This is a genomic window from Sphingomonas sp. Leaf28 (assembly GCF_001421685.1).
GTDB lineage: Bacteria > Pseudomonadota > Alphaproteobacteria > Sphingomonadales > Sphingomonadaceae > Sphingomonas > Sphingomonas aurantiaca.
On record NZ_LMKX01000001.1, the window covers coordinates 164,795 to 189,707 of the forward strand.

Here is a 24,913-nt window from a genome sequence, read left to right on the forward strand (position 1 = left end):
CGGCTGCGGTCGCCCATTTTTGTGCCTGCACTCGAAAAGCCAGCATCAATGCCGGACGCTTACGAGCCAGTTTGAGACATCGCAGGCCTCGTCGAGGAAGATGCGCAACTTGGTGAGTGCGGTTTCGGACAGCGTCACCCCGCCGCCGCCTTCGCGCAGTTCGATCTGGTCCTCGCCGACGAGATGCGCGATCCAGCGGCGTCCTGCGGTTACGCTAAGGCCCACACGTTCCAGCAACGCGATTTCCGATATCACCTCGCCATCGGCAAATGCGATGAAGAGAACCAGAAGCATACCCCAGGCATGGTCATCGAAGATCTCGCTGGGAAAAAGTCTTTTCCGAAATGCCCTTGCTACCAGAATGGCTTGGGCGGCTTTGCTGCGGTCGCGATCACCAAACATACGCAAGTACATGCCCGGCTCGGGGACGGCTTCCACAACATATGTCCGTCGATTTTTAATTTATGCCATTGTCATCGAACACCAAAATGCCTTCGACGAGCGGATGGATAATCCCGACGATCCCGACGCGATGTCGCTGCATGCCGCAATAGCGCGGGCGCTCCAGCTCGCAGACACGCAGGGTGAAACGCTGATCGGCGCCTATCTGGCCGATGTTCTTGTTCTGGCGGAAAAAACGAACGCCACTTCGACTTGATCGACGCGTTCACCACGTCCTGATCGGCGGCTCACCGGCCTCGTCGAATTACTCCGAGCAGCGACGACCGCCTTGGCAGCGATCGTCGTGCCCGCTCCCCTCAATGGACGGCGACCGGATCCGGTAGCGCATCCGTCACGCGCGATCCCCAGAGCGCGTAGAACAGGATGTAGAGTTCGCACGCCGCGGTCAGCAGGAAGGAAATTTGCAGCCCGTAGGTATCGGCGAGCCAGCCCTGGACGATCACCAGCGCGCCGCCCGCGATCGCCATGATCAGCAGCCCCGATCCCTCCTCGGTCAGCGGCCCCAGGCCACGGATGCCGAGCGTGAAGATCGTCGGGAACATGATCGAGTGGAACAGCCCGACCGAGATCAGCGCCCACATCGCGACATGGCCGGTGGTGAAGGTGGCGATCAACATGACGAGGAACGCGCCGATACTCGCCACCGCCAGCACGCGCTCGGCGGGGATGGTGCGCATCACGACGCTGCCGATCAGCCGGCCGACCATCATCCCGCCCCACAGGATGAACAGGTAATGCGACGCCTGCTCGTGCGTCAGGTTGCCGATCTGCGGCTGGCTGACGAAATTGATGAAGAGGTTGGCGACGCCGATCTCGGCGATCAGGTAGATGAAGATCGCCGGGATGCCGAAGACGAGGTTGCGGTGCGACCATAGCGACAGGCCCTTGCGGTCCGCCTTCGCCGACCGCTGCGTCGCGGCCCCCATCGCCGGCAGCGGGAAGCGCGCGATCACGACCGCCAGCACGACCAGCACGGCCGCGACGATCAGATAGGGCAGCACCACCGACTGCGCATCGGCAAGGCGCTCGGCCGGGGTCAGCACTGCGGTCGATCCCGCGACCGCCGTACCCGAGGTCGAACGCCCGAGGATCAGATACCCGCCGAACAAAGGCGCGAGCGTCGCCCCCGCCGAGTTGAACGCCTGCACCAGGTTGAGCCGCGCCGACGCGGTCTCGGGTGGGCCGACGACCGCGACATACGGGTTGGCCGCGACCTGCAACAAGGTGATTCCGCTGGCGATCACGAACAGTGCGACGAGCGTCACGCCGTAGCTCGGCAGCCGGGCGGCGGGCACCATCATCAGTGCGCCGACCGCCATCAGGCCGAGCCCGAACACCATCGCACGTTGATATCCGACCCGTTCGATCAGCTTGGCCGAGGGGATCGAAGCGAAGAAATAGGCGATGAACCAGACGCTCTCGATCAGCGTTGTCTGTGTATAGCTGAGGTCGAACACGCTGCGCAGGTGCGGCAGCAGCGTGTTGTTGATGACCGTGATGAAGCCCCACATGAAGAACAGACTGGCCAGCAGCGTCAACGCGGAGCGGTAGCCCCCGCTCCCCCCCGCCCCGACAGGCGCGGCGCGCGCGGGTGTATGCGTGTGCGTCTGTATCGGCATCGCCATAATCGTTCATCCTCCGTGCCGTGTCGGCGACTGAAAAACAGTCTTTTCCCGCATGGCTTGCCCAGAAATATATTGTCTGACTATATAGCCGAGCAAGGCGCGTCAACGGCGTCGCGAACAGGGGAGGAGAACCGGCATGCGTGCAATCGGGAAGACGGGGATCATTGTGGCAACCATGCTCGCAGCGCTTTCGACGCAGGCGGCCGACGCGGCAGACGTAAAGCGCGCCCCCGCCGGCACCCTAAAGGACGGCACCGCGATCGAGGCGGTGACGCTGAGCAACGCGCACGGCGTGTCCGCGCGGATCCTGTCCTACGGCGCGACGCTGCAATCGCTGATGGGCCCCGACCGCAACGGCAAGATCGCCGACGTCGTGCTCGGCTATGACGACCTCGCTTCCTATGTCGATCATCCCAACTTCTTCGGCGTGACGGTCGGCCGCTACGCCAACCGGATCGCGGGTGGCCGCTTCACGCTCGACGGCAAGACCTATCAGCTCCCGCTCAACGACAAGACCAACTCGCTGCACGGCGGCGGCAACGGCTTCGACAAGGTCGCCTGGACGATCGTCTCGGCCAAGAGCGGCCCGACCGCGACGCTGGTGCTCGGCTATCGCAGCCCCGACGGCGACTCCGGCTATCCCGGCACGCTCGACGTCACGGTGACGTACACGCTCGACGACGCCGGCAATCTCGGCATCAGCTATGACGCGAAGACCGACAAGCCGACGATCGTCAACATGACCAACCACGCGATCTTCGATCTGGGTGGCGAAGGATCGGCGGCGGGCACCTATGGCCACCGGCTGACGATCCCCGCCAAGGCGATCACCCCGGTCGGCGAGACGCTGATCCCGACCGGCGCGCTGCAACCCGTCGCCGGCACCGTCTTCGATTTCCGTGGCGGCCGCATCGTCGGCGAGGGGATCCGCGACGGCCGCGACCAGCAGATCCGCTATGGCCATGGCTACGACCATAATTTCGCGCTCGACAAGGGCCTGACCGCGAAGCCGGAACTGGCCGCGCGGCTGGAGGATCCGCTGTCGGGCCGCGTGCTCGAGGTGCTGACGACCGAGCCGGGCGTGCAATTCTACACCGGGAATTTCCTCGACGGGACGTTTGTCGGCAAGCAGGGCCATCTGTACCGGATGGGGGACGGTATCGCGCTGGAACCGCAGAAATTCCCCGACGCGCCGAACAAGCCGAGCTTCGTGTCGGCACGCGTTGATCCCGGCAAGCCCTATCACCACGCCGTGATCTATCGCCTCTCCGTCGCCCGCTGATATCCGATCCCCAGAAAGCCCCTTTCGATGACCGACATGCCTAAACTCCGCAGCCGTGCGTGGTTCGACAACCCCGAGAATATCGACATGACGGCGCTCTATCTGGAGCGGTATCTGAACTTCGGGTTGAGCCTTGAGGAACTGCGCTCGGGCAAGCCGATCATCGGCATCGCCCAAACCGGCAGCGACCTCAGCCCCTGCAACCGCCACCACCTCGTACTTGCCGAACGCCTCCGCGAGGGTATTCGGGAGGCGGGCGGCATCGCGCTCGAATTCCCGGTCCACCCGATCCAGGAAACCGGCAAGCGCCCGACCGCCGGGCTCGATCGCAACCTCGCCTATCTGGCGCTGGTCGAGGTGCTCTACGGCTATCCGCTCGACGGCGTCGTGCTGACGATCGGCTGCGACAAGACCACACCCGCCTGCCTGATGGCCGCGGCGACCGTCAATATCCCGGCGATCGCGCTGTCGGTGGGGCCGATGCTCAACGGCTGGCACAAGGGCGAGCGCACCGGCTCGGGCACGATCGTGTGGAAGGCGCGCGAGCTGCTCGCGACCGGCGCGATCGACGATGAGGGCTTCATCAAGCTCGTCGCCTCCTCGGCGCCGTCGACCGGCTATTGCAACACGATGGGCACCGCCACGACGATGAACAGCCTCGCCGAGGCGCTCGGCATGCAGCTGCCGGGCTCGGCCGCGATCCCCGCGCCGTACCGCGACCGCCAGGAGGTCGCGTACAAGACCGGCAAGCGCATCGTCGCCATGGTCGCCGAGGATCTGAAGCCCTCCGACATCATGACCAAGGACGCGTTCCACAACGCGATCGTCGTCAATTCGGCGATCGGCGGCTCGACCAACGCGCCGATCCACCTGGCCGCGATTGCGCGCCACATCGGCGTCGACCTGCCGATCGACGACTGGCAGACGCACGGCCACAAGGTGCCGTTGATGGTCAACCTTCAGCCCGCCGGCGAATATCTCGGCGAGGATTATTATCACGCAGGCGGTGTCCCCGCGGTGGTCGCCGAGCTGATGAAGCAGGGGCTGATCCACGAGGACGCGATGACCGCGAACGGCAAGTCGATCGGCGACAATTGCCGGACCGCGACGATCGAGGACGAGCGCGTCATCCGCCCGTTCGCGACGCCGCTGCTCGAGGATGCCGGCTTCATCGTCCTGCGCGGCAATCTGTTCGACAGCGCGATCATGAAGACCAGCGTGATCTCGCCGGAGTTTCGCGCACGCTACCTGTCCAACCCGGACGATCCCGAGGCGTTCGAGGGCCCCGCGGTCGTGTTCGACGGGCCGGAGGATTACCACCACCGGATCGACGATCCGTCGCTCGGCATCACCACCGATACGTTGCTGTTCATGCGCGGCGCCGGCCCGATCGGTTATCCTGGCGCCGCGGAGGTCGTGAACATGCGGCCGCCGGCGTATCTGATCCGCGAAGGCGTCCACGCCCTGCCCTGCATCGGCGACGGTCGCCAATCCGGCACCTCAGGCTCGCCCTCGATCCTCAACGCCTCGCCCGAAGCCGCGGCGATGGGCGGCCTCGCGCTGATCCGCACCGGCGACCGCGTCCGCATCGATCTCGGCAAGGGCACCGCGAACGTCTTGATCGCCGACGAAGAGCTCGCCGAACGCCGCCGCGCGCTGACCGAGGCGGGTGGCTATGCCTATCCGCGCTCGCAGACCCCGTGGCAGGAAATCCAGCGCGCCACCGTCGGCCAGATGGAAACCGGCGCGATCCTCGAAGGTGCCGAGAAGTATCAGCGGATCGCCCAGACGATGGGCCTCCCGCGCGACAACCACTGAGTACACGCAGCGCGGTACGGATCCGTTCAGACCAGGAGCCTTGATGACCCGATCCCTACCGCGCATCGTGACGACGCTGTCCGCGCTGGTGCTGGCCCAGGCGGCAGCTGCGCAAACCGCGCGGTTCGACAGCTTCAGCTATGACGGGCGATCGCAGGAGCGCGTCGTTGTGGCGCCGAACCAATACCGCAATCCGATCCTGTCGGGCTATTACCCCGATCCGTCGGTGACGCGCGTCGGCGACGACTATTACCTCGTCAATTCGAGCTTCGCGCATTTTCCAGGCCTGCCGATCTTCAAGTCGAAGGACCTGGTAAGCTGGGTCCAGATCGGCAACGCGATCTCGCGCCCGAGCCAGCTCGATCTTGCCGGGCGTGGGCTGTCGCAAGCGGTGTTCGCTCCCGACATCTCGTGGCACGCGGGCGTGTTCTACATCGTCAACACCTGCGTGCAGTGCAAAGGCAATTTCGTGATCACCGCGAAGGACGCGGCCGGGCCGTGGTCCGACCCGATCTGGCTGCCGTTCGAGGGGATCGACCCATCGATCTACTGGGAAGGCGACAAGGCCTATATCGTCAACAATCGCGCGCCCGACGAGACGCCGCGCTATGACGGGCACCGTGCGATCTGGGTGCAGGAATATGACTGGCGCGCCGGCAAGATGGTCGGGCCGAGCACGCAGATCGTCAATGGCGGTGTCGACCTTGCGACCAAGCCGGTGTGGATCGAGGGTCCCCACCTGATCAGGCACGACAACTTCTATTACCTGATCGCGGCGGAGGGCGGCACCGGCGACAATCATTCCGAAGTCGTGTTCAGGTCGAAAAGCCTGACCGGGCCGTTCGTCCCCTATCCCGACAATCCTATCCTGACGCAGCGCGGGCTGGCCGCGGATCGCGCGAACCCGGTGACGTCGGCCGGCCACGCCAAGTTCGTCCAGACGCAGAATGGCGACTGGTGGGCGACGTTTCTAGCGACCCGACCCTATGCGCCCGAACGCTATGCCATCGGCCGCGAGACGTTCCTGCTGCCCGTGACCTGGTCCGATGGCTGGCCGCACATCCTGGCGCCGAAGACCCCGATCCCGTTCGCCGCCACCAAGCCCAAGCTGCCCGCGCAGCCCCGGCCGACCACCCCCGTCACCGGCGATTTCGCGTATAGCGATGCGTTCGACGGCAAGAGCCTGGCGATTCAATGGATCGGCATCCGCGCGCCCGCCACGCCGTTCCATACGCTGGGTGCGGGTGGACTGACGCTGCGATCGCGCGCCGCGCTGGGCGATCGACAGGGCGTGCCGGCGTTTCTCGGCCGTCGCCAACAGCATCACATCGCGACGATCACGACGCGCGTGACCTTCGCGCCCCGGACCGATGGCGCACGCGCGGGCCTTGCCGCGGTGCAGAACGACGAGTCGTTCCTGTTCTTCGGGATCACGCGGATCGCGGGCAAGCCCGTCGTGGCGCTGTATGCACGCGACAAGGCGCAGGCCGATACGCTCGTCACGTCCGCGCCGGTGGATCCGTCGGGGCCGGTCACGCTGACGATCCGGGCCGACAAGGGCGTGATGGCGTTCGACTATCAGACGCGCGCCGGCCGCCGCACGCTGCTGTCGAACTTCGATGCGACGCTGCTGACTACCGCGCGCGCGGGTGGCTTTGTCGGGACGGTCGTCGGGCCCTATGTCTATGATCCCGCCGCCGGAACGTCGTGAGAATGCGCTGGACGGGTGCCTGCCTTGTAGCGGCGGCGCTGATCGCATCCCCAATGATCGCCGCGGCGCAGGCCTGGCAATCCGATCGCGGTGACGGGACCTTCGCGAACCCGCCGCTGAACGCCGATTATCCCGATCCCGACATCATCCGCGTCGGCGACGTCTTCTATTTCATCACGAGCACGTTTGCCGACGTGCCAGGGCTGACGATCCTGACCTCCCGGGATCTGGTGAACTGGCGGTTCGCGTCGCATGTCGTCGACACGCTGAGCGGCCGCCCGGAATATGACCTGCAGGCCGGCGGGTCGTATCGCCGCGGCATCTTCGCCCCCAGCCTGCGGCATCACGACGGGATGTTCTATGTCGCGGTCACCCCGGTCGGCGAGCCGACTCGGATCTACCGCGCCCGCGACGTCCGCGGGCCCTGGACGATGAACCGGCTGAGCGAGGCCGCGTTCGATCCGGGGCTGTTCTTCGACGATGACGGATTGGCCTATATCGCGACCGCGAGCAGCAGCGACGGGACCGAGACGCTGCTCAGCCTGGACCCAACGCTGCGGCGGATCACCGCCCGGCGGGTGATCCACTATTCCAAGGGCGCCGAAGGCTCGAAGCTGGTCCGACGGGGCAAATATTATTACCTGTTCAACGCGATCCCGCATCGGCTGGGGCTGACGGTCTCGCGCGCCACCGCGCTGGCCGGCCCGTGGGAGACGCGCAATCAGATCGACGACACCAGCGGCGGCCATCAGGGCGCGATCGTCGATCTGGCCGACGGCAGCGATTACGGATTCGTCATGATCGACGCAGGCGCGATCGGGCGGACGACGAACATCAGCCCGATCCACTGGCGCGACGGTTGGCCGATCTGGGGCACGCCCGAGGCGCCGAACCGGGTCCCCGCCACCGCGCGCAAGCCGATCCAGGGCATGCCCGTCGAAACGCCCGCCGCCTCCGACGATTTCGCGCAGACCAGGCTCGGCCTGCAATGGCAGTGGAATCACAACCCCCTCCCCGACCGCTGGTCGCTGACCGCAAGGCCCGGCTTCCTGCGGCTTAACGCAGCGCCTGGCAGTTCGATCTGGACCGCGCGCAACACGCTCCTCCAGAAAGGGCAAGCGCCGTGGAGCCGTGCCACGGTCCGGCTCGACGCGAGCCACGTCGTGCGCGGCGATCAATGCGGGGCGGGCGTCTTCGGCAAATATAGCGGCGGCATCGCGCTCGGCCGCGACGCGCAGGGACATTTGACGCTGTCGATGCGCATCATCGAGGATGTCGCCAGCCCGGCAAAGACGACGATCCAGCGCATCGTCCGGGAGAGCCCCGCCGTGACCGTCCGCAGTACCCAGCTGACGCTGCGGACCGAGATGGATTTCGGCGATGACACCGGCGCGGTGGCGTACAGCACCGACGGCACGACGTTCACGCCGCTCGGCCCGCGCTTCCCGCTCGCTTTCGACTGGCAAACCGGCACGTTCCAGGGGCAGCAGTTCAGCCTGTTCTGTTACAATCCGGCCGGTCGTGGCGGGTATCTCGATATCGGCTCGGTCACGCTCGACGGTCGGGGCAAACGGTAACCCTCCCCTGTCAGATCGTCGTGACGGACCCTCGGCACCGCTCGCTCTTCTTCTGTGTCAGGGGCGGCAATCTGCCGCGACGCGGCAGGGCCGACATCGGTAGAAAAGAGTTGCCGCCGGCCTTTGTCGGAGTATAAATTTCGTGTGAGCGATACCATGGCGCTGCCGGCGTGCGATGCATGACGGCGTGCCGAAAAGAATGGACCGCTCGAAACGCCTCCCGACCGAACGTCGGGGCGGTGGGCGCGCAGGGAGAGGGTGAGGATGATAGCCTATCAATCGACGAGCAGGGCTGCGTCGACCATCCTGTCCGGGATCACCGCATCCTTCGTTACGATCGGTTTGGCCACCGCGGCAGTCGCTGCGGCTCCGGACACCGCCCCCAGCCTCGACGGTCTGGTCGGCGATCACGGCGTCGTGCAGCGGGGCCAGCCGATCCTGCTGCGCGGGCGGAGCGTGCCGGGCCGGCCGGTCACCGCGCGGCTGAGCACGCGCACCGCAACCGCGACGGCGGATCGCAACGGTCGGTTTACGCTGCGCCTCGAACCGCTTGCCGCGGGCGGCCCTTATGATCTGACGCTGACGGGCGGCGACGGCGTAACCACCGTCCGCGACCTGCTGATCGGCGACGTGTTCCTGTGTTCGGGCCAGAGCAACATGGAACTGCCCGTCAACGCCGCGCAGGACCTGATCCCCGACGCGCATCCGGCGCTCGACGATCAACTCCGCCTCGTCACGATCCCCAAGGCGACCAGCGAGACGCCGCTCGCGCGGTTCGCCGCGATGCCGCGATGGGCGGCGGCCGGGCCGGATACGGTCCCCGGGTTCTCGGCGGCATGCTTCTACATGGTGCAGGCGCTCCGGCGGAGCGAGCGGGTGCCGATCGGTGCGATCCACGCAAGCTGGGGCGGATCGCGGATCAGCGCGTGGATGAGCGACACCGCGCTGCGGTCCGCGGGGCTGGCGCGCGCGGCGGACCTGCTCGCGCTGCACGCGACGGATCCGGTCGCGGCGGAGCGCGGCGCGTCGACGATCTGGGAAGACTGGTGGCGACGCGGCACCGGCGATGCGCCTGGACGCGAGCCCTGGCAGCCCGACGCCGCGATCGACTGGAAACCGGTGCCACGCATCGGCAATTTCGAGCAATGGGGCGTCCCCGCGCTCGCCGACTATAACGGCATGGTCTGGTATCAGCGCGTCGTGACGTTGACCGCGGCGCAGGCGCGCGGCGCGGCGACGCTGGCGATCGGCGTGGTCGACGACGCGGATCGCACCTGGGTCAACGGGATCGGCGTCGGGGGCAACAGCAACGCCGGCCGCGCGCGCGTCTATCCGCTACCCGCGGGGCTGCTGAAAGCAGGGCGCAACGTCATCACCGTCAACGACGACGACGTCTATGCCTATGGCGGCATGACCGGGCCGGAGGCGGCGATGATGCTGACGCTGGCGGACGGCAGCGCGGTGCCGATCGGCGATGGCTGGCGCTATGCGATCGCGAAGCGCGTGGCGGGCAATGCGCCGCGGTCGCCATGGGACGACATCAACGGCGCGGGCACGCTGTACAACGGGATGATCGCGCCGATCGGGGCGACCGCGCTCGCCGGGATCGCGTGGTACCAGGGCGAATCCGACACCGGCCTGCCCGGATACGAGACGCGGCTGGCGGCGATGATCCGCGGCTGGCGCCAGCAGTTCGGCGGGCCGGCGATCCCGCTGGCGATCGCCCAGCTCGCCAATTACGGCACGCCGCCGATCGCGGCGGGCGAGAGCGGCTGGGCGGAGGTCCGCGAGGCGCAGCGGCTGATGGCCGCCCGCGACGGGCATGCCGGTGTCGCGGTGACGATCGATCTGGGCGATCCGCTCGACATCCATCCGGGCGAGAAGCATGCGGTGGGCCAGCGGCTCGCGCGCGTGCTGCGTCCGCTCGCTTATGGCGCGCGCGCGCCGGCCGGACCGGCCATCGCATCGGCAAGCCGCGCCCCCGGTGGCGGCGTGACGCTGCGCTTCACCGGCGTCACCGGCGCGCTGCACGCACAGGCCGCACGCGGGCCGATCGGGTTCGAACTCTGCGGGGCCGAGGCCGGCAGCTGCCGCTATGCCGACGGCATCGCGCAAGGCGACCGCGTGACGCTCGCCGCCGACGGCAAGCCGGTCGTCCGGGTCCGCTATGCCTGGGCGGACAGCCCCGTGGTCAACCTATCCGACGACGCACAGCTGCCGGTCGGGCCGTTCGAGATCGTGCTGCCCTGACGTGACACGAAGGAGAAACGCGATGCGTGCTGATCGTCCAGGCTGCCGGCGCATCACAAAGCCTGGAACACCCGCGTCAGTCGGATCCGCGCGGCGAGCAGATGGACGACCTTGCAAAACACGCCGGTGTATCGGTAATGGTACCGCTACCGCCAATAACCGGCGGAGGAGAGGACTTTACCGATCTGCCGCATCGCGCGGTGACGTTGGCACGTCGACCAAAGCTACGTGACGGAGGCATGTCCGTGCCACCTGACCACCGATTTTTCGCCTGATACAGCCCTGCCGGAGATGTTGCCGTGACATTCGCTTTCGATACCCTCGACGCCCTTGGACCCGACTGGCGCACCGCGCGCTGGATCGGCCGGATCGACCGCGGCGAAGGCCCCACGCCCGTCATTGTCGCCGGCGGCATCGTGTTCGACATGAGCAAGGCCGCACCAACCGTCGCCGAACTGGTCGCGCGCGACCTGCTCGATCCGACTGCCGGCGAGGCGATCTGCGATCTCGATACGCTCGGCCTGTCGGTCGGTGGCGTACCGCGGCTGCTCAGCCCGATCGACGTGCAGTGCGTCAAGGCGGCCGGCGTCACCTTCGCGGTATCCGCGCTCGAACGCGTGATCGAGGAACAGGCGCGCGGCGATGCGGGGGCGGCGACCGCGGTGCGTGCGCGGCTCGAGGACCGGATCGGCGGCGGACTGGCGCGCGTCGTGCCCGGCACGCCCGAGGCGGCGGCGTTGAAGACCGCGCTGATCGAGGAGGGACTCTGGTCGCAATATCTCGAGGTGGCGATCGGCCCGGATGCGGAGATCTTCACCAAGGCGCCGTCCTTGTCGACGGTCGGCTGGGGCGCGGACATCGGCGTGCGCTCCGATTCGACCTGGAACAACCCCGAGCCCGAGATCGTGCTGCTGGTGGCGCCCGATGCGCGCATCGTCGGCGCGACGATCGGCAACGACGTCAACCTGCGCGACTTCGAGGGGCGTTCCGCGCTGCTGCTCGGCAAGGCGAAGGACAATAACGCGTCCTGCTCGCTCGGCGCGTTCATCCGCCTGTTCGACGACTCCTTCACGATCGACGATGTCCGCCGCACCGAAGTCGCGCTGCGCATCGAGGGCACCGACGGCTATGTCCTCGACGGCGCCAGCTCGATGAGCCAGATCAGCCGCGATCCCGAGGAACTCGTCCGCCAGGCGTTGAGCGAGCATCAATATCCCGACGGGTTCGTCCTGTTCTTGGGCACGCTGTTCGCGCCGACCAAGGATCGCGACGATGTCGGCCGGGGCTTCACGCACAAGTCGGGCGATACCGTCTCGATCGCCGCGCCCGGGCTTGGCCGCCTCATCAACACCGTCACCACATCGAAGGCCGCAGCGCCCTGGGAGTTCGGCCTGGTCGCGCTGATGCGCAACCTCGCCGCACGCGGGCTGTTGTCGGCATGACCCATTCGGAGAACAGCGTGCTGCAGAAAATCGCCGGTCGCCACGAAGGCGCCGTCTACCCATCGCTCAGGAACAAGCGCGTCATCATCACCGGCGGCGGGTCGGGCATCGGTGCCGGGCTGGTCGAGGGGTTCGTGGCGCAAGGCGCGCGGGTCGCGTTCGTCGACGTGGCGCAGGCCGACAGCATGGCACTGGTCGAGCGCCTGTCCGGCGGGGCGGAGCATGCCCCGATCTTCCACCCGCTCGACCTGACCGACATCGACGCGCTCGACGTCACGTTCAAGACGATGATCGAGCAGCTCGGCGGCGTTGACATCCTGCTGAACAACGCGGCCAATGACGACCGCCACACGATCGACGAGGTGACCCCGGCCTATTGGGATCAGCGGATGAACGTCAATCTGCGGCATTTGTTCTTCGCAGCACAGGCGGTGGTGCCGTCGATGAAGGCAGCAGGCGGTGGCGCCATCGTCAATTTCGGATCGATCAGCTGGCACCTCGGCATGAAGGACCTGATCCTCTACCAGACCGCCAAGGCGGCGATCGAGGGCCTCACGCGCAGCCTGGCGCGCGATCTCGGCCGCGACTGCATTCGCGTCAACGCGATCATCCCCGGCAACGTCCAGACGCCGCGCCAGGAGAAATGGTACACGCCCGAGGGCGAGGCCGCGATCGTCGACGCGCAATGCCTCGACGGCCGGATCCAGCCGGCGGACATCGCCGCGATGGCGCTGTTTCTCGCGTCCGACGATGCGCGTATGTGCACGGGACATAATTACTGGGTGGATGCAGGATGGCGGTAAACGGCGATGTAAACGGTGGCGTGGAACGCGTGCTCGGCGTCGGCGCGATGCTGGGCGAAGGCCCGTTGTGGCTCGACGATGCGCTGTGGTTCGTCGACATCAAGCAGCACCTGATCCACCGCTTCACGCCCGCAACCGGCGATCATCAGACTTGGACCGCCCCCGCGCAGGTCGGCTGGGTCCAGCCGCTGGCGGACGGCGGCATGCTGGCCGGATTGCAGACCGGGCTGCACCGGTTCGACCCCGCCGATGGCAGCTTCACGCACCTCCACGTCGTCGAGCCTGATTCGCCGGGCAACCGCCTGAACGATTCAACCGTCGATGCCGCGGGGCGGCTCTGGTTCGGGTCGATGGACGATGGCGAGAGCGCGGCGTCCGGGCTGATCTACCGCGCCGACGCAGACGGCGTGGCGCCCGTCGTCGACGGCATCGTGATCACCAACGGGCCCGCCATCTCGACCGATGGCACCACGCTGTATCACTGCGACACGCTGGCCGGCACGATCCACGCCTGCACGATCCGCGAGGACGGCAGCCTTGCCGACACGCGCATCTTCGCGGCGGTCGACGTCGCGACGCAGGGCTATCCCGACGGACCGATCGTCGATGCCGAAGGCCATGTCTGGGTGTCCTTCTATGGTGGATGGTGCGTACGACGCTATTCGCCGGACGGGGAACAGGTCGCCGAGATCCGCCTGCCCGTCTCCAACGTCACCAAGATCGCGATCGGTGGCCCCGATGGCCGCACCGCCTATGCGACGACGGCCGCCAAGGGCCTGTCGGACGATCACCGCGCGCTCCAGCCTTATGCAGGCGACGTGTTCGCGTTCGATGCGGGCGTGGCAGGCCAGCCGGCACACCGTGTCGCCACGATAGCGGGCCGCCGTATCACCTGACCGGCGCGGCTCCGTCGAACGAGAAAAAGGGCCCCGCGGAGCGATCCGCGGGGCCCTTTTCGTTTGGCGCTATCTTTTCCTCCCCCGCCAGGGGGAGGTAGCACCGAAGGTGACTGAGGGGGAGGACACCGAACGGCCGTCGCCCTTCCCTCCCCCTCCGTCTGGCAAGCGCCAGCCACCTCCCCCTTGCGAGGGAGGAGCGACGATCAGCCGGTCATGTCCTCGAGTTCGCGACCGCGCGTTTCGTTGACCAGCGCCTTCACGAAGAAGAACGAGATCGCGGCGAAGAACGCGTAGCCGGCATAGGTCACCGCCAGGCCCGGCGACAGCGCAAGCGCGGGGAAGCTGACCGAGATCGCCGCGTTGGCGATCCACTGCGCGAAGCCCGATACTGCCAGACCCGATCCGCGGATCTGGTTCGGGAACATCTCGCCGAGCATCACCCACATCACCGGGCCCCAGCTGGCGTTGAAGAAGATGACGTACAGATTGGCCGCGACCAGCGCGATCATGCCGTTATGGCCGGGCAGCGACACCGCGCCGTCCGCCCCCGTCACCGCGGTCGAGAACGCATAGGCGACCACCGCCAGCGTGACGGCCATGCCCGCCGAGCCGACCAGCAGCAGCGGCTTGCGACCGATCCGGTCGACGGTCGCGATCGTGAACAGGCAGGCCGCGATCGACAGGACGCCCGACAGGATGTTGATCTGCAGCGCATTGTCTTCGGTAAAGCCGACCGCTTCCCACAGCACGGCGCCGTAATAGAAGACGACGTTGATGCCGACGAGCTGCTGGAACACGGCGAGGCCGATGCCGGCCCACAGGATCGGCCGGATCTTGCCCGTGGTCTTGTCGACCAGGTCGCTGAGCTTGGGCTTGTGATGATCGGCGGCGAGCGAATTGCGGATCTCGACGACCTTGCGGTCCGCCTCGGCAGTGCCGAACAGGCGCGTGAGCACGACATGCGCCTCGGCTTCGCGGCCCTTGGCGACCAGGAAGCGCGGGCTTTCCGGGATCACGAGCAGCGCGAGGAAATAGATCGCGGCCGGGATCGCCTGCAGCCAGAACATCCAGCGCCAGGCGGGATAGCCGAGCCAGAAATCGGCGGTCGAGCCACCGGCATAGCGCGCGAGCGCGAAGTTGGCGACGAACGCACCGGTCAGGCCGGAGATGATCATGACCTGCTGGACGCTCGACAGGCGACCGCGGATCGAGGCCGGCGTGACCTCCGAGATATACACCGGCGAGATGACGCTGGCCGCGCCGACGCCCAGGCCGCCGATGATCCGCGCGAAGATGAAGATGCCGGAGCCGGTCGCAGCCCCGGCGAGCAGCGCGCTGAACAGGAACAGCGCGGCGGCGAGCATCATGACGTTGCGACGGCCGATCGCGTCGGCCATCCGCCCGGCGCCGAACGCACCGACCGCCGAGCCGACGAGGATCGCGCCGACATTGACGCCGATCCCGAGCCGACCGAGGCCGAAGGCGGCTTCGAGACCCTTTTGCGTGCCGTTGATGACACCCGAATCATAGCCGAACATGAACCCGCCGATCGTCGCCACCGCGACGATCGCGGCGATGAAGCCGTGGTTGACCGCGGCGTTCCCCTGCAATCCCGCTCCCGGATCTCCACTGTGCATATTCGCCATGATGTTCCTCTCCTGTGCGCCGACCGTTGCGGCCTGGTGTCGTCTGTCTTGGTTTTGGTAGTCGAAGCGGTCAGTGATTGTGCCGCGGCGTGCGCGCCGCGATGCCGCGATATTTGACCGCGAAGTCGAGCACCGCGCCATCGGCGAGCTGCCCGGTCTTTTCGCGGTACAGCTCCTCCCACGGCGTATTGCTCGGCGGTATCGGCGGCGCCGGTTCGCCACGCCGCCGCGCGATCTCGTCCGCGTCGACCAGCGCGTCGCACCGCCCCGCCTTGAGGTCGATGCGGATGATGTCGCCGGTTCGCAGCCAGGACAGGCCGCCGCCGACCGCGCTCTCCGGGCTGGCGTTCAGGATCGACGGGCTGTCCGACGTGCCCGACTGGCGTCCGTCGCCGAGCGTCGGCAGCGTCATGATGCCGCGCTGGATCAGATGATCGGGCGGCTGCATGTTGACGACCTCGGCCGAGCCGGGCCAGCCGATCGGCCCCGCCCCGCGGATCACGAGCATGCAATCCTCGTCGATGTCGAGCGCGGGATCGTTGATCCGGTGATGATAATCGTCCGACCCTTCGAACACGATCGCGCGCGATTCGAACACGTCCACGGCGCCGGTGCGCTCCAGATAGCGCGCGCGGAACGCGGGCGAGATCACGCTGGTCTTCATGATCGCGACGTCGAACAAATTGCCCGAGAGCACGAGGAAGCCCGCCTGCTCCTTCAGCGGCGTGTCATAGGCGCGGATCACCTCGCGATCGGTGGCGACCCGGCCGGTGATGTTCTCGGCCAGCGTCCGGCCGGTCACGGTCAGGCAATCGCCGTCGAGCCGGCCCGCCGCGAGCAGCTCGCTCAGCACCGCGGGCACGCCGCCGGCACGGTGGAACCGCTCGCCCAGGAAGCGCCCGGCGGGCTGCACGTCGACCAGCAACGGCAGGTCGTAGCCGTAGTCTGACCAGTCGGCGGCGGTAATCTCGATTCCCGCATGCTTGGCCATCGCATGGATATGCGGCTGCGCGTTCGACGATCCGCCAATCGCGGTCACGACCCGGATCGCGTTGAGGAAACTCTCTCGGCTGAGGATCCGCGAGGGGCGCAGGTCTTCATACGCCATGTCGACGATGCGCCGCCCGGTCTCATAGGCGAACTGGCCGCGTTCGCGGTACGGCGCGGGGATCGCCGCGCAGCCGGTGAGCGACAGCCCGAGCGCCTCGGCGACCGCGTTCATCGTCGAGGCGGTACCCATCGTGTTGCAGTGGCCGGCCGACGGCGCGCTGTCGGTGGCGCGCTGGAGAAACTCCTCCTCGTCGATCTCGCCCGCCGCGAGCTTGCGCCGCGATCGCCAGATGACGGTACCCGACCCGACCAGCTCGCCTTCGTGCCAGCCGTCGAGCATCGGCCCCCCCGACAGCACGATCGCGGGGATATCGACGGTCGATGCCGCCATGATCCCCGACGGCGTGGTCTTGTCGCAGCCGGTGGTCAGCACGACCGCGTCGATCGGATAGCCGTACAGCGTCTCGACGAGGCCGAGATAAGCGAGGTTGCGGTCGAGCGCGGCGGTCGGCCGGCGGCAATTCTCGAAGATCGGATGGACGGGGAATTCCATCGCGATTCCGCCTGCGTCGCGGATGCCGTCACGGACGCGGCGTGCGAGATCGAGGTGGATGCGGTTGCACGGCGACAGATCGCTGCCGGTCTGCGCGATGCCGATGATCGGCCGCCCCGAGCGGAGTTCCGCCGGGGTGAGACCGTAGTTCATGAATCGCTCGAGATAGAGCGCGGTCATGTCCGAGCGCGCGGGGTCCGCGAACCAGTCACGCGATCGGAAGGGCCGAACCGGTTGCCGTTGCACGCGAAACTCTCCTGCTGGCCGTCGCCGATCAGTCGGCGCACGTTAATACTGGTATCGCTACCATCTTCGCTGACGACGTCAAGCGCGCTGCGTCGGCATCGAGCATCAGTTTATCGCGGTTTTCGGACGCGGATCATGCCTGGTCCGCGCGCGGGCGCCGCCGCGGTGCGGCGTCCGACTGGCGACGGATCAGCGTGTAATCGAGCAGCCGGTGGCGGTCGGCGGTGGCGACTCCGGCCGGGCGACGAATCGCGGCGACGAGCATCTCGACCGCGATTCGCGCCATGTCCGCGATCGGCTGATAGACCGTCGTGAGCTCGGGCCAGATCGCGGTCGACATGATCGTGTCGTCGAACCCGCACACGGTGAGGTCGCCCGGCACGTCGAGCCCGCGGCGATGCGCGACCGCGACGGTGGCGGCGGCCATGTCGTCGTTGGACGAGAAGATCGCGGTCGGTGGCTCGGGCAGCGCGAGCAGCGCCTCGGCAGCGTCGAGCCCAGACCGGTAGGTGTAGAGCCCGGGCTGGATCAGCGTCTCGTCGACCGCGATCCCCGCTTCCTGCAACGCGGCGCCATAGCCTTCGAGGCGACGCGCGCTGGCCGACAAATTGGGATTGCCGGTGATGAAGCCGATCCGGCGATGGCCGAGCGCCATGATGTGGCGGGTCATCGTCAGCGCCGCCTCGCGGTCATCGATCCGGACGGCCAGGACATCGTCCGACGGCCGGCCGCTGGCGACCGACACCGTCGGGATCCGCGCCTCGGCGAGCAGGTCGAGGATCGCCTCGGCCTCGCACAAGGGCGGCGGCAGGACGATACCGTCGATCCCGCCCGCGATCAGATGCCGAGTCACCTCGAGCTCATGCTCGCCGAGGTCGCATTTCTCGACGATGATCTGGACATCGCTGCGCGCCGCCTGATCGAGACTGCCGAGCAGGAACTCGCTGAGGAAGCCCGCGCTCGGGTTGCTGTAGAGCAGCCCGATCCGAGTCTGCCCTGCCCCGGCCAGGCTGCGCGCGGCGGGGTTGGGCGCATAGTTCAGCGCGGTGATCGCGGCGTTCACCGCGTCGCGCGTGACCGGACGGACGTTGCTTTCGCCATTGATGACACGCGACACCGTCATCGGTGAAACGCCGGCGCGCCGCGCGACGTCGCTGATCGTCGGCGCGCCGCCCGCGCGACGCGACGGCCTGATCGTGGGAGGGGGAATGATGTCCATCTGGCGTAGCGTTAGCGCAACCGCCCGTCGCAGGAAATGGCTGTCGACTGCAGACGCTCGTCCGACCGCGGTGACCGGCATTCCTTATGCGCAACGGCGGCAGCGATGCGCGGCAACGCAACCATCAAAGTCCGCTTGCCCAGCCCGAAGGGGCTGTTATGGTAGCGCTATTTCCGTCATCAGGCGGAGGGCAGATCTCGCAGAAGATCGCCGACATTAGGAAGGATCGAACGGCCATGCAGCTTCGTCTACCCACCCTCGCCGCGAGCTTGCCGCTGTTGCTCGCCGGCAGCGTCGCACTGGCGCAGACTGCCGCGCCCACCGCCCCGTCCGCGCCAGCGAAGAGCGAGCCGCGCAGCCCCGACGGCAAGCGCTATCTGTCGCAGCCGCTGGTCAGCAGCATCTATACCGCCGATCCGTCGGCACACGTCTTCAACGGCAAGATCTACGTCTATCCCAGCCATGACATCGACGCGGGCATCGGCGACGACGATCTCGGCAACCAATATGCGATGCGCGACTACCGCGTCCTGAGCATGGACCGCATCGGCGGCCCGGTTAAGGTCAATGGCGTCGCGCTCGACGTGAAGGACGTGCCCTGGGCGTCGAAGCAGATGTGGGCACCCGATGCCGCCTACAAGAACGGCACGTATTTCCTGTACTTCCCGGTACGCGACAAGGCGCTCGACAAGAACGGCCTCGGCACGTTCCGGATCGGCGTCGCCACGTCGAAAAGCCCGACCGGCCCGTTCAAGGCCGATCCCAAGCCGATCGCCGGCAGCTTCTCGATGGATCCGGCCGTCTTCACCGACACGACCGGCACCAGCTACATGTATTTCGGCGGTATCTGGGGTGGCCAGCTCCAGCGCTGGAAGGACGGCAAGTTCGACGCCAACGGCTCGGACACCGACCTCGGCAAGGACGACCAGCCCGCGCTGTCGGGCAAGATCGCCAAGCTCAACCCCGACATGAAGAGCTTTGCCGAGACGCCGCGCGACGTCCAGATCCTCGACGACGCCGGCAAGCCCGTCCTCGGCGGCGACCATGAGAAACGCTTCTTCGAGGCGTCCTGGGTCTTCAAGCGCGGCGACACATATTACTATACCTACTCGACCGGCGACACGCACTTCCTGAACTATGCGACCGGCGACAACCCCTATGGTCCGTTCACCTATCGGGGCCATATCCTGAAGCCGGTGCAGGGCTGGACGAGCCACCATTCGATCGTCGAATGGAACAAGAAATGGTGGCTGTTCTATGCGGACACGCAGCTGAGCAACAAGAACCACCTCCGCAACGTCAAGGTGACCGAACTCAAGTTCACCGCCGACGGCTCGATCCCGACCATCGATCCGTTCGTCAACTGATGTTCCTCGGAATCGATATCGGCACCTCGGGTGTCAAGGCCGTGGTGCTCGACTCGCATGGCAGCGTGGTCGGCCAGGGCACGGCCGCGCTAACCGTGCAGCGGCCGCACCCGCTCTGGTCCGAACAGGATCCCGACGCATGGTGGCAGGCGACCACCGCGGCGGTCCAGGCGATCGACCCGAGCGTCCGCCGCGCGGTGCGTGGCGTCGGGCTCGCGGGCCAGATGCACGGCGCCACGCTGCTGGATGCCGACGACCGTCCGCTGCGCCCGGCGATCCTGTGGAACGATGGCCGCAGCTTTGCACAATGCGCCGCGCTGGAGCGTGCCGTCCCTGACCTGCGCGCGATTGCGGGCAACATCGCGATGCCAGGCTTCACCGCGCCGAAACTGCTGTGGGTGCGCGAGCATGAACCGGACGTCTTCGCGAAGATCGCCACCGTGCTGCTGCCCAAGGATTATGTCAGGTTGCTGATGACCGGCGACAAGGCCTCGGACCTGTCCGACAGCGCGGGCACTTTGTGGCTCGACGTCGGTGGCCGCTGCTGGAGCGACGCGCTGCTCGGCGCGTGCGGACTGACACAGGCGCAGATGCCGCGGCTGTACGAGGGCACGCAGATCACCGGCACGCTGACCGCCGCGGTCGCCGAGCTCTGGGGGATGCGGCAGGTGCCGGTCGCGGCGGGCGGCGGCGACAATGCGGCGGGCGCGGTCGGTGTCGGCGTGGTCGCGGACGGCGATGCGTTGCTGTCGCTCGGCACGTCGGGGGTGATCTTCGTCGCGACCAGCGACTTCCGCCCCAATCCCGATCGCGCGGTCCATGCCTTCTGCCATGCGCTGCCGGGGCTGTGGCACCAGATGTCGGTGCACCTGTCGGCCGCGTCGTGCATCGACTGGGTCGCGCGGATCACCGGTGCCGCCGGCGCCGCCGACCTGTTCGCACGCGCCGAGGCCGCCGGCCCCGCGTGTGGCCCCGAGCTTTTCCTCCCCTATCTGTCGGGTGAGCGCACGCCGCACAACGACCCCGAAGTTCGCGGCGCGTTCCTGCGTCTCGACAACGACACCGATGCCGGCCGCCTGTCGCAGGCGGTGCTCGAAGGCGTCGCGTTCGCGCTCGCCGACGGGCTCGACGTGCTGCGCGAAGCGGGCACCGTCGTCGAGCGGCTCGCGGTCATCGGCGGCGGCGCACGCTCCCGCTATTGGGGCGAGGTGATCGCCGCGGCGATGGAGGTCGAACTCGTCTACCTCCAGGGCGGCGAAGTCGGCCCCGCGCTGGGCGCCGCACGGCTTGCCCAGCTCGGCGTCGACGGCGGCGACCCCGCCGACATCTGCGTCGCGCCCCCCGTCTCGCACAGCATCGTCCCCGACCCTGCCCTCGTCTCGGCGCTCGCCGAGAAGAAGGCCGCGTTCCGCCACGCCTATTCCCGCATCACTCCAAAATCGTAGGAATCCCGATGTCCGACTTCTTCGCCGATATCCCCCAGATCAAATATGAGGGCCCCGACAGCACCAACGAGCTGGCCTATCGCTTCTACGACAAGGACAAGATGGTCCTTGGCAAGCGGATGGAGGATCATCTCCGGTTCGCCGCGTGTTTCTGGCATACCTTCTGCTGGCCCGGCTCCGACGTGTTTGGTGGCGGCACGTTCGACCGGCCCTGGCATCGCGGTGCCAATGACAGCGCCGCCGCGGCGATGAAGCGCGAGGTCGCGTTCGACTTCTTCAAGACGCTCGACGTGCCCTATTACTGCTTCCACGACGTCGACGTGATGGCCGATGCCGCCAACATCACCGAGCACCGCAAATTCTTCGCCGAAGCCGTCGACCATCTCGAACAGCTCCAGGCCGCATCGGGTCGCAAGCTGCTGTGGGGCACCGCGAACCTGTTCAGCCATCCGCGCTTTGCGGCAGGCGGCGCGACCAATCCCGATCCGGAAGTGTTCGCGTTCGGCGCGATGCAGGTGCGCGACGCGCTCGAGGCGACGCATCGGCTGGGTGGCCAGAACTATGTGCTGTGGGGCGGTCGCGAGGGCTATGAGACGCTGCTCAACACCGACATGAAGCGCGAGCTCGACAATTTCGGCCGCTTCCTGAGCCTGGTCGTCGAGCACAAGCACAAGATCGGGTTCACGGGCACGATCCTGATCGAGCCGAAGCCGTTCGAGCCGACCAAGCACCAGTACGACTTCGACACCGCGACGGTGTACGGCTTTCTCAAGCGCTATGGCCTGGAGAACGAGGTCAAGGTGAACATCGAGGCGAACCATGCGACGCTGGCCAGCCACACCTTCGAGCACGAGATCGCGACCGCGGCGGCGCTGGGGATCTTCGGGTCGATCGACGCCAATCGCGGCGATCCGCAGAATGGCTGGGACACGGATCAATTCCCCAATTCGGTCGAGGAACTGACGCTCGCCAATCTCGAGATCATCCGCGCTGGCGGGTTCACGACCGGCGGCTTCAACTTCGACGCCAAGGTGCGGCGCCAGAGCATGGACCCGGCGGACCTGTTCTATGGCCATGTCGGCGCGATCGACGTCGTCGCGAAGGGCCTGCTGAACGCGGCCAAGCTGATCGAGGACGGCCGGATTGATGCGATCAAGGCCAAGCGCTATGCGGGCTGGGACGGCGAGTTCGGCGGCGCGATCGGCGGGCTGGACCTTGCCGGCATCGCCGACCTGGCGGTCGAGCGCGGCATCGATCCGAAGCCGGTTTCGGGCCAGCAGGAGCGGATCGAAAACCTGATCAACCGCATGCTGTGATCGGCTGACGATCGATCCCGTCGGGCGGCGCGCACGTCGCTCGACGGGACACTGAAACGACGATCAGGAGAGCGGCGGAGCGAACCGCAGGATGATCGCCGTGCCGCGATCGACATCGACGAACCCGACGGTGGCGTTCAGCCGCGTCGCGGCCGAGCGGACGATCGCCAAGCCAAGCCCACTCCCCTCCGGGCTATTCGCGGGGCCCAGCCGGACGAAGCGGTCGAACGCCTTTTCGCGGTAAGCCGGTATGATCCCCGGGCCGTCATCGGCGACCACGACCGCGATCCGCGCGTCCTCCGCCTGCAACGCGACCGACACCGTACCGCCGCGCCGGTTGTAGCGAATGCCGTTGTCGATCAGGTTCGACAGGATTTCGAAGATCAGCGTGCGGTGGCCCGACACCATGTAGCGCGTCTCCGCATCCCCCTCGAGGATCAGGTCGACGCCCGCCCGGATCGCCTGGTTGATCTGCCGCGCGATGACCGCGGCAGCGACCTCGCGCAGATCGACCGCCTCGAGCGGCGCGGAGACGCCCGCCTCCTCGGCGCGGGCGAGCGCGAGCAGCTGCGTCACGAGCCGTTCGAGCCGGACCGCGACGTCGGCGATCTCGTCGAGTGCATCGCGGCGCTCGGCTTCCGATCCGCGGCGGGCGAGCGCGACCTGAACCTTCAGGACGGAGAGTGGCGTGCGCATCTGGTGCGAGGCGTCGGCGGTGAAGCGGCGGACGCCGACGGTGGCGGTGTCGAGCTGCGCCAGGAGCCGGTCGAACGCGCCGGCGAGTGGGCGGAGTTCGCTGGGCAGCGGCCCGGTGTCGAGCGGCGAAAAATCGGGTCGCGCGCGCTTGTCCCGCGCCTCGACCGCGCCGCGCAGGCGCGAGAGCGGGCGCAACGACCAGCCGAGCGCCGGGCGGAGCAACAGCGCGGCGGCGCCGACAAGGACGCATTCGCCAATCAGCAGCGCGAGCATCAGCCGGCGGGTGAGCGCACCGCGATTGTCGAGCGTCTCGGCGATCTGGACGATGACGGGCTTGTCGATGCGCGGCAGCGACCGGCGCACCTCGGCGATGCGGATCGGCTGGTCGCGATAGCGGGCGAAGCGGTAGCGCGGCACGTCGACCGCGAGCGTGGCGGGATCGGGCGCGGGCAGGTCCGCATAGCCGGTCAGCAGATCGCCGCCGACCGCGACCCGGTAATAGACATTGTCGCGCTCGGTATTCTCCAGCATCCCGAACGCGGCGGCGGGCAGGTCCAGCGTCACCTCGCCGCGTTCGACCTGCACCGTCTCCGCGATCGCGCCGAGTGCGCCGGCGAGCACGCGGTCGTTGGTGCGGCGGACGACATCGGCGATCAGCGCGGCGCCGACGACACCGATCAGGATCGCCGCGGCCAGCAACGGCCCGAGCACCGCGACCAGCAGCCGCGTCCGCAGCGCGGGGGCACCCCGATCGGTGACGACAGTCTCAGCCGGCATCGAGCATGTAACCGACGCCGCGCACGGTACGGATGCCGGGGCCGTCGGGCGCGAGCTTGGTGCGCAGCCGCGTGACATGGACCTCGATCGCGTTGCCGCCGACGGGTTCGTCGAAACCGAACACCTCGCCGATCAGCAATTCGCGCGGCACCACCCGGCCCGCGCGCGTCGCCAGCGCCTCCAGCACCGCGCGTTCGCGACGACGCAGGTCGAGCGCGCGGCCGGCAATGTCCGCATCGCCGGTCGATCGGTTGATCGTCAGCGTGCCGACGCTGAGCACCGGCAGCGGATCGCCGCCGCGTCGCCGGCCGAGCGCCCGCACGCGCGCCTCCAGCTCCTCGGGCTCGAACGGCTTGCGGAGATAATCGTCGGCGCCGAGATCGAGCCCGCGCACGCGGTCGTCGAGCGCGTCGCGCGCGGTGAGCATCAGCACGGGGACCCGCTCGCCGCGCCGTCGCAGCGTCTCCAGCACGGTGAAGCCGTCGATCCCGGGAAGCCCGACATCGAGGATTACCAGCGCATAGGGTTCGCCCGCGACCACCGCCAGCGCGTCCTCGCCGGTCGCGACGTGATCGACCGCGTTGCCGCCCGCGCGCAGCAATGCCGCGATGCTGCGCGCGAGCGCGGCGTCGTCCTCGATCACCAGGATGCGCATGAAAACCCGTGAAAGGTTGGTGACAGCTTCGGTTCGTACTCCACGGATGCAGTCTATCCGAACACAGAGACGGA

At 67.5% G+C, this 24,913-nt stretch carries 20 protein-coding genes; 13 read left to right on the forward strand and 7 right to left on the reverse strand.

Going from position 1 to position 24,913, the window contains the following annotated elements; all coding sequences use genetic code 11:
* Positions 1-45 precede the first annotated feature (45 nt).
* Positions 46-414 carry a hypothetical protein gene (locus ASE79_RS00815; protein ID WP_156359474.1) on the reverse strand — a complete coding sequence of 123 codons (369 nt, stop codon included), beginning with the start codon at positions 412-414 and terminating at the stop codon, positions 46-48.
* Between ASE79_RS00815 and ASE79_RS21505 the strand changes: the two genes are divergently transcribed.
* Positions 413-658 carry a hypothetical protein gene (locus ASE79_RS21505; protein WP_156359475.1) on the forward strand — a complete coding sequence of 82 codons (246 nt, stop codon included), beginning with the start codon at positions 413-415 and terminating at the stop codon, positions 656-658. The genes ASE79_RS00815 and ASE79_RS21505 overlap by 2 nt on opposite strands.
* A gap of 100 nt (positions 659-758) precedes the next feature.
* Here ASE79_RS21505 and ASE79_RS00820 read toward each other — a convergent pair whose 3' ends face one another.
* The gene (locus ASE79_RS00820; protein ID WP_056410846.1) at positions 759-2,087 is read right to left on the reverse strand and encodes a sugar MFS transporter; all 1,329 of its coding nucleotides are present in this window, start codon (positions 2,085-2,087) and stop codon (positions 759-761) included.
* Between the two features lie 175 nt (positions 2,088-2,262).
* Between ASE79_RS00820 and ASE79_RS00825 the strand changes: the two genes are divergently transcribed.
* The 9 genes from ASE79_RS00825 to ASE79_RS00860 all read left to right on the forward strand — a co-directional run bounded on the left by ASE79_RS00825 (position 2,263) and on the right by ASE79_RS00860 (position 13,866).
* Positions 2,263-3,369 carry an aldose epimerase family protein gene (locus tag ASE79_RS00825; protein WP_416354500.1) on the forward strand — a complete coding sequence of 369 codons (1,107 nt, stop codon included), beginning with the start codon at positions 2,263-2,265 and terminating at the stop codon, positions 3,367-3,369.
* Between the two features lie 27 nt (positions 3,370-3,396).
* Positions 3,397-5,187, forward strand: a complete 1,791-nt coding sequence (locus ASE79_RS00830; protein ID WP_056410852.1) for an IlvD/Edd family dehydratase — start codon at positions 3,397-3,399, stop codon at positions 5,185-5,187.
* A gap of 43 nt (positions 5,188-5,230) precedes the next feature.
* Entirely contained in the window at positions 5,231-6,898 is a 1,668-nt protein-coding gene (locus ASE79_RS00835; RefSeq protein ID WP_056410854.1) for a glycoside hydrolase family 43 protein, read from the forward strand.
* Between the two features lie 2 nt (positions 6,899-6,900).
* A complete protein-coding gene (locus ASE79_RS00840; protein ID WP_056410857.1) occupies positions 6,901-8,475 on the forward strand; it encodes a glycoside hydrolase 43 family protein in 1,575 nt (524 codons plus the stop codon).
* Between the two features lie 264 nt (positions 8,476-8,739).
* Positions 8,740-10,725, forward strand: a complete 1,986-nt coding sequence (locus ASE79_RS00845) for a sialate O-acetylesterase (protein WP_082444986.1) — start codon at positions 8,740-8,742, stop codon at positions 10,723-10,725.
* Between the two features lie 26 nt (positions 10,726-10,751).
* Positions 10,752-11,000: a hypothetical protein gene (locus ASE79_RS20660; RefSeq protein ID WP_156359477.1), complete on the forward strand. Its 249-nt coding sequence runs from the start codon at positions 10,752-10,754 to the stop codon at positions 10,998-11,000.
* A gap of 24 nt (positions 11,001-11,024) precedes the next feature.
* A complete protein-coding gene (locus ASE79_RS00850) occupies positions 11,025-12,167 on the forward strand; it encodes a fumarylacetoacetate hydrolase family protein (RefSeq protein WP_056410861.1) in 1,143 nt (380 codons plus the stop codon).
* Positions 12,164-12,970 carry an SDR family NAD(P)-dependent oxidoreductase gene (locus ASE79_RS00855; RefSeq protein ID WP_056410864.1) on the forward strand — a complete coding sequence of 269 codons (807 nt, stop codon included), beginning with the start codon at positions 12,164-12,166 and terminating at the stop codon, positions 12,968-12,970. The genes ASE79_RS00850 and ASE79_RS00855 overlap by 4 nt, the downstream gene beginning before the upstream one ends.
* Complete coding sequence (locus ASE79_RS00860) at positions 12,961-13,866, forward strand: SMP-30/gluconolactonase/LRE family protein (protein ID WP_056410867.1); 906 nt, start codon at positions 12,961-12,963, stop codon at positions 13,864-13,866. The genes ASE79_RS00855 and ASE79_RS00860 overlap by 10 nt, the downstream gene beginning before the upstream one ends.
* Before the next feature lie 206 nt (positions 13,867-14,072).
* On the opposite strand, the gene ASE79_RS00865 is transcribed toward ASE79_RS00860, so the two are convergent.
* From ASE79_RS00865 to ASE79_RS00875, 3 genes are all read right to left on the reverse strand, one after another.
* Complete coding sequence (locus tag ASE79_RS00865; protein ID WP_082444987.1) at positions 14,073-15,515, reverse strand: sugar porter family MFS transporter; 1,443 nt, start codon at positions 15,513-15,515, stop codon at positions 14,073-14,075.
* A gap of 70 nt (positions 15,516-15,585) precedes the next feature.
* Positions 15,586-17,364, reverse strand: coding sequence for an IlvD/Edd family dehydratase (locus tag ASE79_RS00870; protein WP_056410869.1), 1,779 nt, complete (start codon positions 17,362-17,364; stop codon positions 15,586-15,588).
* 133 nt (positions 17,365-17,497) lie between these two features.
* Complete coding sequence (locus ASE79_RS00875; RefSeq protein ID WP_056413118.1) at positions 17,498-18,583, reverse strand: LacI family DNA-binding transcriptional regulator; 1,086 nt, start codon at positions 18,581-18,583, stop codon at positions 17,498-17,500.
* 236 nt (positions 18,584-18,819) lie between these two features.
* Here ASE79_RS00875 and ASE79_RS00880 point away from each other — a divergent pair, with 236 nt between their 5' ends.
* From ASE79_RS00880 to xylA, 3 genes are read left to right on the forward strand one after another with little or no spacing between them, the layout of a single operon-like run.
* Entirely contained in the window at positions 18,820-19,950 is a 1,131-nt protein-coding gene (locus tag ASE79_RS00880; RefSeq protein ID WP_056410870.1) for a glycoside hydrolase family 43 protein, read from the forward strand.
* Positions 19,950-21,395, forward strand: a complete 1,446-nt coding sequence (gene xylB / locus ASE79_RS00885; protein ID WP_056410873.1) for a xylulokinase — start codon at positions 19,950-19,952, stop codon at positions 21,393-21,395. Before ASE79_RS00880 ends, xylB begins: the two co-directional genes overlap by 1 nt.
* Before the next feature lie 8 nt (positions 21,396-21,403).
* The gene (xylA, locus tag ASE79_RS00890; protein WP_056410878.1) at positions 21,404-22,711 is read left to right on the forward strand and encodes a xylose isomerase; all 1,308 of its coding nucleotides are present in this window, start codon (positions 21,404-21,406) and stop codon (positions 22,709-22,711) included.
* Between the two features lie 63 nt (positions 22,712-22,774).
* Here the strand turns inward: xylA and ASE79_RS00895 are convergent, their stop codons facing one another.
* Positions 22,775-24,184, reverse strand: coding sequence for a sensor histidine kinase (locus ASE79_RS00895; RefSeq protein ID WP_056410881.1), 1,410 nt, complete (start codon positions 24,182-24,184; stop codon positions 22,775-22,777).
* The gene (locus ASE79_RS00900; protein ID WP_056410883.1) at positions 24,174-24,839 is read right to left on the reverse strand and encodes a response regulator transcription factor; all 666 of its coding nucleotides are present in this window, start codon (positions 24,837-24,839) and stop codon (positions 24,174-24,176) included. Before ASE79_RS00900 ends, ASE79_RS00895 begins: the two co-directional genes overlap by 11 nt.
* Positions 24,840-24,913: the final 74 nt, after the last annotated feature.

Bases quoted from the DNA above. Each gene is read 5' to 3' on its own strand.
- ASE79_RS21505 (WP_156359475.1), top strand. From the start codon at position 413: ATGCCCGGCTCGGGGACGGCTTCCACAACATATGTCCGTCGATTTTTA.
- ASE79_RS00815 (WP_156359474.1), bottom strand. From the start codon at position 414: ATGTACTTGCGTATGTTTGGTGATCGCGACCGCAGCAAAGCCGCCCAA.
- ASE79_RS00820 (WP_056410846.1), bottom strand. From the start codon at position 2,087: ATGGCGATGCCGATACAGACGCACACGCATACACCCGCGCGCGCCGCG.
- ASE79_RS00825 (WP_416354500.1), top strand. From the start codon at position 2,263: ATGCTCGCAGCGCTTTCGACGCAGGCGGCCGACGCGGCAGACGTAAAG.
- ASE79_RS00830 (WP_056410852.1), top strand. From the start codon at position 3,397: ATGACCGACATGCCTAAACTCCGCAGCCGTGCGTGGTTCGACAACCCC.
- ASE79_RS00835 (WP_056410854.1), top strand. From the start codon at position 5,231: ATGACCCGATCCCTACCGCGCATCGTGACGACGCTGTCCGCGCTGGTG.
- ASE79_RS00840 (WP_056410857.1), top strand. From the start codon at position 6,901: ATGCGCTGGACGGGTGCCTGCCTTGTAGCGGCGGCGCTGATCGCATCC.
- ASE79_RS00845 (WP_082444986.1), top strand. From the start codon at position 8,740: ATGATAGCCTATCAATCGACGAGCAGGGCTGCGTCGACCATCCTGTCC.
- ASE79_RS00855 (WP_056410864.1), top strand. From the start codon at position 12,164: ATGACCCATTCGGAGAACAGCGTGCTGCAGAAAATCGCCGGTCGCCAC.
- ASE79_RS00860 (WP_056410867.1), top strand. From the start codon at position 12,961: ATGGCGGTAAACGGCGATGTAAACGGTGGCGTGGAACGCGTGCTCGGC.
- ASE79_RS00865 (WP_082444987.1), bottom strand. From the start codon at position 15,515: ATGGCGAATATGCACAGTGGAGATCCGGGAGCGGGATTGCAGGGGAAC.
- ASE79_RS00875 (WP_056413118.1), bottom strand. From the start codon at position 18,583: ATGGACATCATTCCCCCTCCCACGATCAGGCCGTCGCGTCGCGCGGGC.
- ASE79_RS00880 (WP_056410870.1), top strand. From the start codon at position 18,820: ATGCAGCTTCGTCTACCCACCCTCGCCGCGAGCTTGCCGCTGTTGCTC.
- xylB (WP_056410873.1), top strand. From the start codon at position 19,950: ATGTTCCTCGGAATCGATATCGGCACCTCGGGTGTCAAGGCCGTGGTG.
- xylA (WP_056410878.1), top strand. From the start codon at position 21,404: ATGTCCGACTTCTTCGCCGATATCCCCCAGATCAAATATGAGGGCCCC.
- ASE79_RS00895 (WP_056410881.1), bottom strand. From the start codon at position 24,184: ATGCCGGCTGAGACTGTCGTCACCGATCGGGGTGCCCCCGCGCTGCGG.
- ASE79_RS00900 (WP_056410883.1), bottom strand. From the start codon at position 24,839: ATGCGCATCCTGGTGATCGAGGACGACGCCGCGCTCGCGCGCAGCATC.